This window comes from Methyloparacoccus sp. NF-16, assembly GCF_056880625.1.
On record NZ_CP174130.1, the window covers coordinates 3,111,344 to 3,125,318 of the forward strand.

The 13,975-nt window shown below is 67.6% G+C and carries 18 protein-coding genes; 10 read left to right on the forward strand and 8 right to left on the reverse strand.

What is annotated here, in order from left to right:
* Positions 1-81: 81 nt before the first annotated feature.
* Positions 82-939, reverse strand: a complete 858-nt coding sequence (locus ACH5N8_RS14725; RefSeq protein ID WP_483281870.1) for a YicC/YloC family endoribonuclease — start codon at positions 937-939, stop codon at positions 82-84.
* A gap of 164 nt (positions 940-1,103) precedes the next feature.
* Here ACH5N8_RS14725 and ACH5N8_RS14730 point away from each other — a divergent pair, with 164 nt between their 5' ends.
* Both ACH5N8_RS14730 and ACH5N8_RS14735 read left to right on the forward strand, forming a co-directional pair.
* The gene (locus ACH5N8_RS14730) at positions 1,104-1,541 is read left to right on the forward strand and encodes an Rsd/AlgQ family anti-sigma factor (protein WP_460026476.1); all 438 of its coding nucleotides are present in this window, start codon (positions 1,104-1,106) and stop codon (positions 1,539-1,541) included.
* Positions 1,542-1,575: 34 nt separating this feature from the next.
* Positions 1,576-2,139 carry an NUDIX hydrolase gene (locus ACH5N8_RS14735; RefSeq protein ID WP_483281871.1) on the forward strand — a complete coding sequence of 188 codons (564 nt, stop codon included), beginning with the start codon at positions 1,576-1,578 and terminating at the stop codon, positions 2,137-2,139.
* 29 nt (positions 2,140-2,168) lie between these two features.
* On the opposite strand, the gene sucD is transcribed toward ACH5N8_RS14735, so the two are convergent.
* The 7 genes from sucD to rpmB form a co-directional block, all read right to left on the reverse strand.
* Entirely contained in the window at positions 2,169-3,053 is an 885-nt protein-coding gene (gene sucD, locus ACH5N8_RS14740; RefSeq protein WP_483281872.1) for a succinate--CoA ligase subunit alpha, read from the reverse strand.
* Entirely contained in the window at positions 3,050-4,210 is a 1,161-nt protein-coding gene (sucC, locus tag ACH5N8_RS14745) for an ADP-forming succinate--CoA ligase subunit beta (RefSeq protein WP_483281873.1), read from the reverse strand. The genes sucD and sucC overlap by 4 nt, the downstream gene beginning before the upstream one ends.
* Positions 4,211-4,345: 135 nt before the next feature.
* Positions 4,346-4,816, reverse strand: coding sequence for a hypothetical protein (locus ACH5N8_RS14750; protein ID WP_483281874.1), 471 nt, complete (start codon positions 4,814-4,816; stop codon positions 4,346-4,348).
* A 164-nt stretch (positions 4,817-4,980) separates the two neighbouring features.
* Entirely contained in the window at positions 4,981-6,741 is a 1,761-nt protein-coding gene (gene msbA, locus ACH5N8_RS14755) for a lipid A export permease/ATP-binding protein MsbA (RefSeq protein ID WP_483281875.1), read from the reverse strand.
* A 76-nt stretch (positions 6,742-6,817) separates the two neighbouring features.
* Positions 6,818-7,027, reverse strand: coding sequence for a CstA-like transporter-associated (seleno)protein (locus ACH5N8_RS14760; RefSeq protein ID WP_460026470.1), 210 nt, complete (start codon positions 7,025-7,027; stop codon positions 6,818-6,820).
* A gap of 38 nt (positions 7,028-7,065) precedes the next feature.
* Positions 7,066-7,221: a 50S ribosomal protein L33 gene (gene rpmG / locus ACH5N8_RS14765; RefSeq protein ID WP_460026469.1), complete on the reverse strand. Its 156-nt coding sequence runs from the start codon at positions 7,219-7,221 to the stop codon at positions 7,066-7,068.
* Between the two features lie 14 nt (positions 7,222-7,235).
* On the reverse strand, positions 7,236-7,472 hold the full coding sequence (gene rpmB / locus ACH5N8_RS14770; protein WP_460026468.1) for a 50S ribosomal protein L28: 237 nt from the start codon (positions 7,470-7,472) through the stop codon (positions 7,236-7,238).
* Positions 7,473-7,591: 119 nt separating this feature from the next.
* On the opposite strand from rpmB, the gene gshB reads away from it, so the two are divergent.
* Genes gshB through gmk form a run of 8 tightly spaced genes read left to right on the forward strand, consistent with a single transcriptional unit; the run spans position 7,592 to position 13,974 of the window.
* A complete protein-coding gene (gshB, locus tag ACH5N8_RS14775) occupies positions 7,592-8,548 on the forward strand; it encodes a glutathione synthase (protein WP_483281876.1) in 957 nt (318 codons plus the stop codon).
* Positions 8,549-8,555: 7 nt separating this feature from the next.
* Positions 8,556-9,485 carry an energy transducer TonB gene (locus ACH5N8_RS14780; protein WP_483281877.1) on the forward strand — a complete coding sequence of 310 codons (930 nt, stop codon included), beginning with the start codon at positions 8,556-8,558 and terminating at the stop codon, positions 9,483-9,485.
* Between the two features lie 49 nt (positions 9,486-9,534).
* On the forward strand, positions 9,535-10,101 hold the full coding sequence (locus ACH5N8_RS14785; protein WP_483281878.1) for a YqgE/AlgH family protein: 567 nt from the start codon (positions 9,535-9,537) through the stop codon (positions 10,099-10,101).
* A complete protein-coding gene (gene ruvX / locus ACH5N8_RS14790) occupies positions 10,094-10,582 on the forward strand; it encodes a Holliday junction resolvase RuvX (protein WP_460026464.1) in 489 nt (162 codons plus the stop codon). The genes ACH5N8_RS14785 and ruvX overlap by 8 nt, the downstream gene beginning before the upstream one ends.
* Entirely contained in the window at positions 10,575-11,078 is a 504-nt protein-coding gene (pyrR, locus tag ACH5N8_RS14795; protein ID WP_460026463.1) for a bifunctional pyr operon transcriptional regulator/uracil phosphoribosyltransferase PyrR, read from the forward strand. The genes ruvX and pyrR overlap by 8 nt, the downstream gene beginning before the upstream one ends.
* A gap of 3 nt (positions 11,079-11,081) precedes the next feature.
* A complete protein-coding gene (locus ACH5N8_RS14800) occupies positions 11,082-12,056 on the forward strand; it encodes an aspartate carbamoyltransferase catalytic subunit (protein WP_460026462.1) in 975 nt (324 codons plus the stop codon).
* A complete protein-coding gene (locus ACH5N8_RS14805; protein WP_483281879.1) occupies positions 12,053-13,351 on the forward strand; it encodes a dihydroorotase in 1,299 nt (432 codons plus the stop codon). The genes ACH5N8_RS14800 and ACH5N8_RS14805 overlap by 4 nt, the downstream gene beginning before the upstream one ends.
* The gene (gene gmk / locus ACH5N8_RS14810) at positions 13,348-13,974 is read left to right on the forward strand and encodes a guanylate kinase (protein ID WP_483281880.1); all 627 of its coding nucleotides are present in this window, start codon (positions 13,348-13,350) and stop codon (positions 13,972-13,974) included. The genes ACH5N8_RS14805 and gmk overlap by 4 nt, the downstream gene beginning before the upstream one ends.
* Position 13,975: the final 1 nt, after the last annotated feature.

The following is a 13,975-nucleotide window of genomic DNA, read 5'->3' on the forward strand; positions in this document are numbered from 1 at the left end:
GCAAGCCGAAGCCACCCAAAGACCCCCAAGAAGCGGGGGACGCTCGGGCGTGGCCGGGACCGGCTGGAACGGGCCGCACCGTCACTCCAGGTTTTGCACCTGCTCGCGCATCTGCTCGATCAGCACCTTGATTTCGACCGATATCTGGGTGGTTTCGGCATCGGCGGATTTGGAGCCCAGGGTATTGGCCTCGCGGTTCAGCTCCTGCAGCAGGAAATCGAGGCGCCGGCCGACCGGCTCGTGTTGCCGGAGGGTGCGGCTGACCTCGTTGAGGTGGGTTTCCAGCCGGTCGAGTTCCTCGGCGACATCCAGCTTCTGGGCCAGATAGACCATTTCCTGCTCCAGCCTGTCGGCATCGGGCGTCGCCCCGATCTCGGCCAGGCGTGAGAGGATACGGGCGCGAATCGCGCCCAGCACCGCCGGTAGCCGCTCCCGGGCAATCGCGGCTTGCCGGCGGATGCCAGCGCAGCGCTCCTCGATCAGCGCGGCCAGCTGACGGCCTTCGGTTTCGCGGCCGGCGATCAGCTGGTCCAGGGTCTCGTCGAGCAGGGCCAGGGTCTGCTCGGCCAGCCGGTCGCGATCGGCCTCGGGCTGATGCAGCACGCCCGGCCATTGCAACACGGCCAGCGCATCGAAGGGCGCGAGGGATGAAGCCGCCAGCCGCTCGACCTCGCGCGCCGCTTCCAGCAGTTGCCCGACCAGCTGCGGATTCAGCTGGATCGCTGCCGTGCCCGCGACAGCCGGCTTCCAGGCCAGGGTCGCCTCCACCCGTCCGCGCCTGACCTGCCGGCCGATGCGGCCGCGTACCTCCGATTCGAGGAAACGCAAGGCCTCGGGCAACCGCAGGGAGAGATCGAGAAAACGGTGGTTGACGGTACGGACTTCCCAGGCGAGGGCCCAGCCGTTCCATTCCCGTTCGCCGCCGGCATAGGCGGTCATGCTGCGAATCATGGTTTTTCAACTCTGCTTCAGGGGTGACGAGAGCCGCGATGGTAAGCCCAATCCCGGGTCCCCGATAGCCTGCCGGGTGCTGGCCGCGGAATTGTTCGCGGGCGGCGGATGGCATACAGTATCGGCCATCAAAAACAACAGGGAATGCTGAAATGTCCGAAACACTCACCGAACGGCGGGCGCACGATCATCGCGTCGTGCAGGAGCTCCTGGACGAGCGCCGGCAGCTGTGGTCGCTCCTCGCCGCCTTGCAGCGGCTGCAACCGTTCCAGGCCGGACAGTCCTTGGACAGCCAGGTGCGGGAGTTCTGCCAGGTCCTGGTCGACTACATCTCGCTGGGCCATTTCGAAATGTATCCGCGCCTGACCGATGTGCCGGAACGCCGCGAGCGGGTCCAGGCGCTGGCCAACCGGCTCTACCCGCAGTTCATGCAGGCGACCGATGCCGCCGTCGACTTCAACGACACGTGCGAGGGATTGACCGGCGAGGCGCTGACCCAATCGCTGGGCCCCGACCTGGCGCGACTGGAAGAGGCCCTGAGCGTGCGGTTCGCGCTGGAAGACCAGTTGATCGGCGCCATGGCCGACTGAAGCGGCACGGCCAGTCGGCAGCCCGAGCATGGCGATGAACAGCCCTATCAACTATTGTCCGCAGTGCAGCGAGCCGGTACGGCAGGCGATTCCCGCGGGCGACGACCGGCTCCGCCACGTCTGCGATGCCTGCGGTGCCATCCACTATCAGAATCCCAAGGTGATCGCCGGCTGCATCCCGGTATTCGGCGAGCAGGTGCTGCTCTGCCGCCGCGCCATCGAGCCGCGGCTCGGCCTGTGGACCCTGCCGGCCGGCTTCATGGAACTGGGCGAGACGCTGGCCGAGGCCGCCCGCCGCGAGGCGTGGGAGGAAGCCCAGGTCGAGGTGGACCTTGGCCCGCTGTTCACGCTGTTCAGCCTGCCGCACATCTCGCAGGTCTATGCCTTCTTCCATGGCCGGATGGCGGAACCAAGGTTCGCGGCCGGGGAGGAAAGCCTGGATGTGCGGCTGTTCCACGAGCACGAGATCCCCTGGGAGGAACTCGCCTTCGAGACCGTGCGCCGTACCCTGCAACTGTATTTCTCGGAACGCCGCGCGGGGATCTGCGGCATCCACGTCGAGGACCTGGCGCCGGACCGGCACGGCCCGATGGGCTGAGGCGGGCCGCGCCGGCGGGCAGAGCCTGGCTACCCGGCCGTGCCGCCCCCCAACGCGGCCAGCATCCGCTGTCCCATCTCGGTAGGCGTATCCACCACCGCGACACCCGCCGCCTTCAGCGCCGCCACCTTGCTGGCGCCGGTGCCCTTGCCGCCGGTGATGATGGCCCCGGCATGGCCCATGCGCTTGCCGGGCGGGGCCGTCAGGCCGGCGATGTAGCCGACCACCGGCTTGCTGACATGCGCCCTGATGTACTCGGCGGCCTCCTCCTCGGCGCTGCCGCCGATCTCGCCGACCATGATGATGCCCTTGGTGGCGGGGTCGGCCTCGAAGCGCGACAGTACGTCGATGAAATCCAGCCCCTTGATCGGATCGCCGCCGATGCCGACGCAGGTGGTCTGGCCCAGGCCGGCGCGGGTGGTCTGGAAGACCGCCTCGTAGGTCAGCGTCCCCGAACGGGAGACGATGCCGATGAAACCCGGCTGGTGGATGAAGCCGGGCATGATGCCGATCTTGCATTCGCCGGGGGTGATGATGCCCGGACAGTTAGGCCCGATCAGCACGGCATCGCTGCCCGCGAGCGCCGCCTTGACCCGCAGCAGGTGCAGCACCGGAATGCCCTCGGTGATGCAGACGATGATCTTCACGCCGGCGTCGGCGGCCTCCAGGATGGCATCCGCCGCGAAGGGTGGCGGCACGTAGATCATGCTGGCGGTGGCGCCGGTGGCACGCACGGCCTCGCGCACGGTATCGAAGACCGGCAGGTCCAGATGCTCCTGGCCGCCGCGGCCCGGCGTGACGCCGCCGACCAGCCGGGTACCGTACTCCAGGCACTGCCGGGAGTGGAAGGTGGCCTGCTTGCCGGTAAAGCCCTGGCAGATGACACGGGTATGCTTGTCGACGAGTATGCTCATTGCACAGCCTCCACGGCTTTCCTGGCGGCATCATCGAGGTCGCTGGCGGCGATCAGCGCCAGTCCGGAGGCTTCCAGGAGGTGGCGGCCTTCCTCGGCATTGGTGCCTTCCAGCCGGACCACGACCGGTACCCGCACGCCCACCTCCTTCACCGCGGCGATCACGCCTTCGGCGATCAGGTTGCAACGGACGATGCCGCCGAAGATGTTGACCAGCACGGCCCTCACCTTGCCGTCCGCAAGGATGAGCTTGAACGCCTCGGCCACCTTGGCGGCCGTGGTACTACCGCCGACATCGAGAAAATTGGCCGGCTCGCCGCCATGCAGCTTGATCACGTCCAGCGTCGCCATGGCCAGCCCGGCGCCATTGACCATGCAGCCGATGGTGCCGTTGAGGGTGACGTAACTGAGATCATGCGCCCGGGCAGCGGTCTCGGTCGGGTCTTCCTGGGCCTCGTCGCGCAGGGCGGCGATGTCGGGATGCGCGTAAAGGGCGTTGTCGTCGGCATTGATCTTGGCATCCAGCGCCAGCAGGTCGCCATCCCCGGTGACGATCAGCGGGTTGATCTCGATCTGGCCGAGGTCCTTGTCCAGCAGCAGCCGCAGCATGGCCGCCATGATGCCGTGCAGCGCCTTGACCTGATCGCCGGCCAGCCCCAGGCCGAAGGCCAGTTCCCGCGCCTGATAGCCCTGCAGACCGGCGGCGGGGTGGATCAGGCAGGTCAGGATTCTTTCCGGCGAGGTGGCGGCAACGTCCTCGATGTCCATGCCGCCGGCGGCGGAGGCCATGAAGCGGACGCGGGCGCTGCCGCGATCGACCAGGCAGCTCAGGTACAGCTCGCGGGCGATGGGCCGGACCGCCTCCACCAGCACCACCTCGACCGGCAGGCCGGCACCGCCCGACTGTGGCGTCACCAGCCGTGTGCCGACAAGGCGGTCCGTCGCCGCCGCCACCTCGGCGGGACTGTCCGCCAGGATCACGCCGCCCGCCTTGCCGCGGCCACCGCTATGCACCTGCGCCTTGACGACCCAGCGCAGACCGCCGATCTGCCGCGCGACTGCCGCGGCTTCCTCGCCGCTGCGGGCTGGCTGGCCATCGGGGATGGCGATGCCAGAGGCCCTGAACAGCTGCTTGGCCTGATATTCATGAAGGTTCATGTGTCTCCTGACGCACGCGGCCTGTTCCGCGTACTGCTTGGGTGTTTGGCAACCAGGACGGGATTTCCGCCGGCCGGCAACGAAAAGGCCGGTCGCCCTTGCGGGCGCCGGCCAGCTCGGTCCCGGGGCAGGCCGTCAAGCCTGGTACTTCTTGATGGCGCGCAGTTTTTCGATGGCTTCCTTGACCTTGAGAGCGGTGGCATCGTCCAGCTCGCTGGGCTTGTAGACCCGATCCAGCAGCTTTTCGCTCACCAGCGCGTCCTTGATCCATTTCTTGGCGAACCGGTAATTGGTCGGCACCGGGGACAGCTCGCCGGTGGCGGGGTTGCGGAGCTCGTCGGCCAGCGTTGCCGACGCTGCCGGAGTTGCCTTCGCGACGGGTTCCGGCCGGGGGGCGGCAGGCTTTTTGCCGCCGGCCGCCGCCGGCTTTGCGGGCTGGACCCTGACGGGGGCCGCCGGTGCGGTCGCCGCAGCGGTGCTGGCGACGGCCGGCGGCCTCGGCTTGAAGATCGGCTCGCCCTTCTCGGCCCGCTCGACGGCCTGATAGGCCTCGTAGGCGACATAGGCCAGGTAAACAGCCGTCAGTATGAACAGGAACTCGAACATGGATATTGCCTCGCTGGAAAGGACGGCTTGCGCGCCGTCTTCTTCGTCTACCCGGACCCCTTCGCGATGGGAGAAGCCCCGCAGTCGCACAAAATAGGCTTTCCCCGTCAAAAGCGCAATCCTTGCGCGGGTTGGCGCGGCCACCGGCTGCAGCGCCAGGCCGGTCAGGCGGCGGAGCCGAATTGCAGGCGGTAGAGCTCGGCGTAGTGGCCGGCCTGCGCCAGCAGCGTCTCGTGACTGCCCTGTTCGATGATGCGGCCATCGCGCATGACGTAAATCCGGTCGGCATTCTGGATGGTGGAGAGCCGGTGCGCGATGACCAGCGTCGTGCGGTTCTGCATCAGGTTCTCCAGCGCCTCCTGCACATGCCGCTCGGATTCGGCGTCCAGCGCCGAGGTGGCCTCATCGAGGATCAGGATGGGCGCGTTCTTGAGCAGCGCCCGGGCAATGGCGATGCGCTGGCGCTGGCCACCCGAGAGGATGATGCCCTGCTCGCCGACCATCGTGTCGAAGCCATCCGCCATGTTCTCGATGAAGGCAAGGGCATGCGCCGCCCGGGCAGCCTCGCGGATCTGCTCGACCGTGGCGGTGTCGCGGTGACCATAGGCGATGTTATTGGCCAGGGTGTCATTGAACAGGGTGACTTCCTGGCCGACGTAGGCGATATGCCGGCGCAGGCTGGCGAGGGTCAGCTCCCGTATGTCGTGGCCATCGATGCGGATTTCGCCCGATGTGGGCTCGTAGAGCCGCGGCAGGAGACGGATCAGCGAGGTCTTGCCGCTACCGGAGTGCCCGACCAGGGCAATGGTCCGGCCGGCCGGGATGGACAGGCTGATGTCGCGCAGCACCGTATCGCCGTCATCCTGATAGGCGAGACTGACACCGCGGTACTCGACCCGGCCCTCGACCCTGGCAAGATCGATGCGGCCGTCATCGGGTTCGCCGCCGACATCCAGCAGCTCGAAGATGCTGGCGCCGGCGGCGATGCCGCGCTGCAGCACATTGGCGAGATTGGTGACCCGCTTGATCGGGCTCAGCATCATAGACATGGCTGCGATGAAGGAAATCAGGCTGCCGGGCGTGATGGTGCTGCGCACCGACTCCAGCGATACGACATACAGCACCGCGGCGAAGCCGGAGATATAGATGAGCTGGACGATGGAGCCACTGACGGCCTCGGTGGCCACGCGCTTCATGAAGCGGGCGAAGTTCAGCTCGTTCTCGCGTTCGAACTTGGCGGACTCGTACGCCTTGCCGTTGAACACCTTGACGATGCGCTGAGCGTCGATGGCCTCCTGGGCGACATGCCCGACATGCCCCATCGACTCCTGGATGCGCCGGCTGATCTTGCGGAAGCTCTTGCTGACCCGGGAGATGCTGATGCCCAGCAATGGGCCGACCAGCAGCAGCACCATGGACAGTTGCAGGTTCTCGTAGACCATCAGCGATACCAGGCCGACGATCGTCAGCCCGTCCTTGAACAGGCCGGTCAGACCGCTGGTGAGGGATTCGGCAACCTGCTCGGTGTTGAAGAGCAGCTTGGACATCAGCTGGCCGGAGGAGGCGCGGTCATAGGCCGCGCAGGGCAGGCTCAGGAAGCGCTCGAACATGTCGCGGCGCAGGTCGGTGATGACCCGGCGGCTGACCCAGCCGGAGTAGTAGTCGCTGCCGAAGCCGGCCAGGCCGCGCAGGATCGACAGGCCGATGAGGATGAAGGGCGCCGCGCGCAGGGCCGAGGGATCGTTATCGACGAAGCTGCCGTCGATCAGCGGCTGGATCAGCTTGGCGAAGGCCGGTCCCAGCGCCGCGTAGACGACCATCGAGACGACCGAGAGCAGGAACGGTCGCCAGTATGGCGCCGCATAGCCCAGCAGGCGCCGGTAGGTGGCAAGGCTGTCGTAAGCCGCGGTATCGCCGGAATTCATGGCAGGCGGTCGAGCGGTCGCTCAGCGGGCAGGGCGGGGGCGGGCGCCACCGATGCGCCGGCCAGGGAAGCGCGGCTCAGCAACAGCGCTTGATGCCGGACCAGCGGCGCTGCAACTCGGCGGCATGGAAGGCCTTGCGATCCAGGGGCGGCCCCCGGTCGGCATGATGTGCCTGCCAGTGACCGAGGTAGCGCTCGTAGGCATCGTCGCCGGTGGCCCGGCGCAGAAAACCCCAAGCTTCCCTGACCAGCCTGGCCGGAAGCTTGGGGTTTCCGTATCCTGCCATGTCGCCCGCCGCGGATGCGCCCAACGAGCCGGCCGGAATTACTTGATCTTGCCTTCCTTGTAGGTTACGTGCTGGCGGACGACGGGATCGAACTTCTTGATCTCCATCTTTTCCGGCATGTTCTTCTTGTTCTTGGTGGTGGTATAGAAATGGCCGGTGCCGGCGCTGGATACCAGTTTGATCTTGTCGCGCATGATCTACTCCTGCTTCAGACTTTTTCGCCGCGCTTGCGGATATCGGCCAGCACCGCATCGATGCCGCGCTTGTCGATGGTGCGCAGGCCCTGATTGGAAACGCGCAGGCGCACCCAGCGGTTTTCGCTCTCGACCCAGAAGCGGTGTTCGTGCAGGTTCGGGTTGAAGACCCGCTTGGTCTTGTTGTTAGCATGCGAGACGTTATGGCCTACAATGCGGCCCTTGCCCGTCACTTGGCATATTCTGGACATGATGAACCTCGGTTCGCCTGGCTGGAGTCGGAAAAGCCGCACTTTATAAGCCAGGCCTCGCGCCCAAGTCAAGCAGCGCGCCGCTGGCCACGCTCACACCACCCCCACCCGGCAGACCCATGAGCCTCAAACTCGGGATCGTCATGGATCCCATCCAACACATCAAGACCCACAAGGACACCAGCTTCGCGCTGTTGCTGGAAGCCCAGTCCCGCGGCTATCAGCTCCACTACATGGAGCTGAACGATCTCTACCTCCGCGATGGCCGCACCTGCGCCCGGATGCGCCGGCTGCACGTGCGGCGCGACGAGCGGGACTGGTTCCGCTTCGACAGCGAGGAGGACCATCCGCTGGACGCGCTGGACGTCATCCTCATGCGCAAGGACCCGCCCTTCGACCAGGAATACATCTACGCCACCTACCTGCTGGAAGCGGCGGAAAGCCATGGTGTCCTGGTGATCAACAAGCCGCGTTCGCTGCGCGATGCCAACGAAAAGCTGTTCACGGCCTGGTTTCCGCACTGCTGCGCGCCCACCCTGGTGGCACGGGAAGCGGGCCGGCTCCGCGAGTTCCTGCGCGAACAGGGCGAGATCGTGCTCAAGCCGCTGGATGGCATGGGCGGCGCCTCCATCTTCCGCGTGGCCGAGCGCGACCCGAACCTGAGCGTGATCCTGGAAACCATGACGCAGCACAATCGCCGCTTCGTGATGGCGCAACGCTATCTGCCGGACATCGCCAACGGCGACAAGCGCGTCCTGGTCGTCAATGGCGAGGCGGTGCCCTACGCCCTGGCGCGGATTCCCGCCGAGGGCGAGAGTCGCGGCAACCTGGCCGCCGGCGGCCGCGCCGAGGGCAGGCCGCTGACCGAGCGGGATCGCTGGATCGCCGCGCAAGTCGGCCCCGAGCTCCGGCGGCGGGGCCTGGCCTTTGTCGGGCTCGACGTCATCGGCGACTACCTGACCGAGGTCAACGTCACCAGCCCCACCTGCGTACGGGAACTGGACCGCCAGTTCGGGCTCAACATCAGCGCCCTGCTGATGGATCACATCGAGCGCGCGATCGAACATCGCGCCTGATCGCCGCATGTCCCGTCCGGGGGCCTTTCCGCTGCCGTTCCGGATCGCGCTGCTGGGCGCGACCCTCCTGCACGCCCTGCTGATCTTCGGCATCCGGCCGGAACCGCCCCACCCCGGCCAGCCGGCGCGCCGGATGATCACCATGACACTGGAGAAGTCGGCGCCGGCCGGCCCGCCACCATCCTTGGCGCCCGCCGAGAGCGGCGAGCACGGGCGGCGGCCGGTGGCCGAGCCGGTCGGCGCCCGCACGCAGGACAAACCCGACGCCCCGCCCGCGGGCGCCGCAAGGGCAGCGGAGCCACCAGTCCGGCAGCCCCATCAGGAAACGGCACCGGCCCCACGCGAAACCGCGAGACCACGGCAGAACCGCCCCCCCGACCTGGCGCGCGGACGGCGGGACCGGCACGATGCCACGCCGCCCTCCGCCCCGGCAGAGGCGACGGACAGCCTTTCGTCCAGGGCAGAAACCAGCCCCCGGGCCAGACCGGCGCTTTCCGCCGGCCTGCTGAGCCAGCAGATTGCCGAGGTCGGCGCCGACATCTACCAGCGCCGCAGCGCCGAACTGCGCGACAGGAAGATCGTCCTTACCCAGGCGGTCAAGAACAACCGGCTGGCGGTGGCGGCCTACGAGCAGGCCTGGCAGGAGAAGGTCGAGCGCATCGGCAATCTCAACTACCCCGAGGACGTCCGGCGCGACCGGCTGGCCGGAACCCTGGTGCTGGCGGTGGGCATCAAGCCCAACGGCAGCGTCTATTCGACCCAGATCCAGCAGTCATCCGGACAGGCGGCGGTGGATCTCGCGGCCCGCCACATCGTCGAGCTGGCGGCACCGTTCGCGCCCTTGCCGGAGGACATCCGCGAGGAAGTCGACGTGCTGGTCATCACCCGCACCTGGCGGTTCGACAGCGACTATCGCCTGGAAATGGGCGCCCGCTGAACCGTTGCGTGCGGTTGCACCCGGGGGGACCTGCCCCGATACTATGGGCATGATCGATGCCATCGCCAACCTGACCAATCATTTCCTCATCGCCATGCCGGGCATGACGGATCCGTTCTTTTCCCGCACGGTGACCTACCTCTGCCAGCACAACGACGAGGGCGCGCTGGGCATCATCGTCAACCGGCCTTCGGAGCTGAAGCTGAAGGACGTCATGACGCAGATGAACATCACGCTCGACGATCCGGCGCTGATCGACATGCCGGTCTACTATGGCGGACCGGTACAGCCCGAGCGCGGCTTCATCCTGCACGAGCCGGTAGGCGACTGGAATTCGACGCTGAAGATGAGCAGCGACCTCTGGCTGACCACCTCGCGCGACATTCTCGAGGCCATCAGCCGCGGCGAGGGGCCCCGCAAGATACTGCTGGCCCTGGGCTATGCCGGCTGGGCCAAGGGCCAGCTGGAACAGGAAATGGTCCAGAACGCCTGGCTCAGCGCCGAGGCCGAGCAGTCCATCATTTTCAACCACCCGCCGGACAGCCGCTGGCAGGCCGCCGCCGGGCTCATGGGCATCGACATCGCGCTGCTCTCCAGGCAGGCAGGGCATGGCTGAACCGCAGACGGCCCCCGCCGCGAGCGCCCAGCCGCGGACCGCGACCTACCTCGGCTTCGATGTCGGCACCAAAAAGACCGGCGTTGCCGTGGGACAGCGCATCACCGGCACCGCCACCGGACTCGAAACCCTGCGCTCGCAGAACCGCGACGCCCTGTGGCAGGATATCGCGCGGCTGGTCAGGACCTGGCAGCCGGCGGCGTTCGTGGTCGGCGTGCCCTACCCGATCGAACCGACGACCGAGCGGAATCCGGTCATCGGCATGATCCTGGCGTTTTGCCGCGAGCTGGAAGCGCGCCACCAGCGGCCGGTGCATGTCATGGACGAAGCGCTGTCGACCCGCGAGTCGCAGACCCTGTTCTACAGCCAACGCAGCAAGAAGTCGGTCCGCTTCGCCGATATCAAGGACGAACTGGCCGCCCAGCTGATCCTGCAAACCTGGCTGGACCACACCGCCAGCCGGGAGCCCGGCCATGACTGAGCTGCCCCGTCCCGGGAGCCTGCTGGACACGCTGGCGCAGCGCCTGCGGCTGGAAATCGACCGCCGCGACCTGACCGATCCGGCGATGATCGGCATCCACAGCGGCGGCATCTGGATCGCCGAGCACCTGCATGCCCGGCTGGGGCTGCGCGAGCCCCTGGGCCGGCTGGACATCACCTTCTACCGCGACGATTTTTCGCAGATCGGCATGCACCCGCAGGTGCGCGCCAGTCAGTTGCCGTTCCGGGTCGAGGGCCGCGACATTTTGCTGATCGACGACGTGTTCTATACCGGCCGCACGGTGCGGGCCGCGCTCAACGAGATCTTCGACTACGGCCGGCCGGCCCAGGTGGTGCTGGGCGTGCTCCTGGAACGCGACGGGCGGCAGATTCCCATTCGCCCGGACTGCGCCGGCGGCACCCTGACGCTGCCGCCGGGACAGCGCATCAAGCTGACCGGCCCCGACCCGCTGGCATTCACGCTGCAAGCGGACTAGACGATGACGAAACGTGACCTGCAACTGGACGAGCACGGCCGCCTGCGGCACTTTCTCACCATCGAGGGGCTGAACCGGGCGCTGCTGGAATCCATCATGGACACCGCTGAATCCTTCGCCAGCGTCACCGAGCAGACGGTCAAGAAAGTGCCGCTGCTGCGCGGCAAGACCATCGTCAACCTGTTCTTCGAGACCAGCACCCGGACCCGCACGACCTTCGAACTGGCGGCCAAGCGGCTGTCCGCCGACGTGCTTACGGTCAACATCGCCACTTCGGCGACCACCAAAGGTGAAAGCCTGCTCGACACCATCCGCAACATCGAGGCCATGCACGTCGACATGTTCGTGGTCCGGCATGCGCACAGCGGCGCCGCCCATTTCATCGCCCGCCACGTGGCGCCGCACATCAGCGTCATCAATGCCGGCGATGGCCGCCACGCCCATCCGACCCAGGCCATGCTGGACGTCTTCACCATCCGCAAGCACAAGCCGGACTTCGGCAAGCTGACCGTCGCCATCGTCGGCGACGTGCTGCACTCGCGCGTGGCGCGCTCGGAAATCCACGCCCTGCGCACGCTGGGCGTCCGCGAGATCCGCGTCGTCGGGCCACGCACGCTGATCCCGTCCGACATCGAGACCCTGGGGGTCCGGATTCACCATGATCTCGACACCGGCCTGCGGGAGGCCGACGTCATCATCATGCTGCGGCTCCAGCGGGAGCGCATGAGCGGCGGCTTCATCCCCAGCGCCCACGAGTATTACGCCCGCTTCGGCCTGACCGCGGCACGCCTGACGCTGGCGAAGCCGGATGCCATGGTCATGCATCCCGGCCCCATCAACCGCGGGGTGGAGATGGAATCCAGGGTGGCCGACGGCAGCCAGTCGGTCATCCTGCAACAGGTCACCCACGGCATCGCCATCCGCATGGCGGTGATGTCCATGGCCATGCAGCACGACAGCGGGGAGCGGCCGGCATGAGCGAGCGCATCCACATCCGTGGCGGCCGGGTGATCGACCCGGCCCGGGATCTCGACGCGGCGCTGGACGTGTTTGTCGCCGACGGACAGATCCTGGCGCTGGGCGCAACCCCCGATGGCTTCCGCGCGGACCGCATCCTCGACGCCCGCGACCGGATCGTCTGCCCTGGCTTCATCGACCTCAGCGCCCGCCTGCGCGAGCCGGGACATGAACACAAGGCCACCATTGACAGCGAGAGCCGGGCGGCGGCGGCTGGCGGCATCACGACCGTCTGCATGCCACCGGACACGCTGCCGACCATCGACACACCGGCGGTGGTGCAGTTGCTGCGGGACCGGGCGGCGGCCTCCGGATGCCTGCGCATCGAGCCCGTTGGCGCGCTGACGCAGGGCTTGCGGGGCCAGGATCTCAGCGAAATGAGCGCCCTGCGGCAAGCCGGCTGCCGGGCCGTCAGCAATGCCCACGCGCCAGTGGCCACCACGCGGGTCCTGCGGCGGGCGCTGGAATATGCCGCCAGCCACGATCTGCTGGTCATCGTGCGGCCGGAGGATCCGGAGCTGGCCGATGACGGCTGCGTGCATGAAGGGCCGGTGAGCACCCGGCTGGGGCTGCGCGGCATACCCTATGCCGCCGAGACCGTCGCCGTGGCCCAAGTGCTGGCGCTGATCGAACATACCGGGGCACGAGTGCATTTCGCCCAGCTCAGCAGCGCCCGGGCCATGCGGTCGATCGGCCGCGCCCAGGAGAAGGGCTTCCCGGTGACCGCCGATGTCGCCGCGCATCAGCTGCACCTCACCGACACGTCGGTGGAGGGCTTCGACGCCCAGTGCCATCTGCGCCCGCCACTGCGCGCGCGGGCCGATCGCGAAGCACTCCGGGAAGGTCTGCGCGACGGCGTGATCGCAGCCATCTGTTCCGATCACCAGCCCCATGAAGCCGATGCCAAGCTGGACGCCTTCCCGGCCACCGAGCCCGGTCTCTCGGGCCTGCAAACCCTGCTGCCACTGAGCCTGAAGCTGGCCGAAAGCGGCGGCCTGAGCCTTTCCCGGATCGTGGCCGCGCTGACCCTGGGGCCGGCGCGCATCATGGGGCTGCCGGGCGGCAGGCTTCAGCCCGGCTCACCGGCGGATGTCTGCATCTTCGATCCACGGGCCCGCTGGACGCCGGACGAGACAACCTGGCTGAGCGCTGGCCGCAACACGCCTTTCTGGGGCCAGCCACTGCAGGGCCGGGTAACCCAGACCCTGCTGGGCGGCCGGCTGGTTTTCGATGGAGGAATTCCGTGCACGCCATGACACAGCCGGCGGGCGCCGGCACGCTGTTCATCGTTTCCGCGCCCTCCGGGGCCGGCAAGACCAGTCTGGTCAGGGCCCTGCGCCAGGCGCATTCGGGGCTTGCCGTCTCGGTCTCGCATACCACGCGCGCCCAGCGCCCTGGCGAGGAGCATGGCCGCGATTATTTCTTCGTCAGCCAGGACGAGTTCGCGCGCATGATCGAGGCCGGCGAGTTTCTGGAGCATGCGCGGGTGTTCGACAACTTCTACGGCACGGCGCGCAGCACGGTCGAAGCCGCGCTGGCGGGAGGAAAGGATGTCATCCTGGAAATCGACTGGCAGGGCGCCCGGCAGATCCGCACGCTGATGCCGGGCTGCCGTTCCATCTTCGTGCTGCCGCCGTCGCGGGAAGCGCTGGCATCGCGCCTGAGCAGCCGCGGACAGGACGACGCCGAGACCATCGCCCGGCGCATGGCCGACGCGATCTCGGAGATGTCGCACTACGCCGAATACGACTATGTGGTGATCAACAATGTGTTCGCCGTGGCGCTGGCCGAGCTGGGCGCCATCTTGACCACCCGCCGGCTGGAGACATCCCGTCAGGCGGCGACGCAGTCCGCGCTGATCCGCGGGCTGCTCGGCTGAA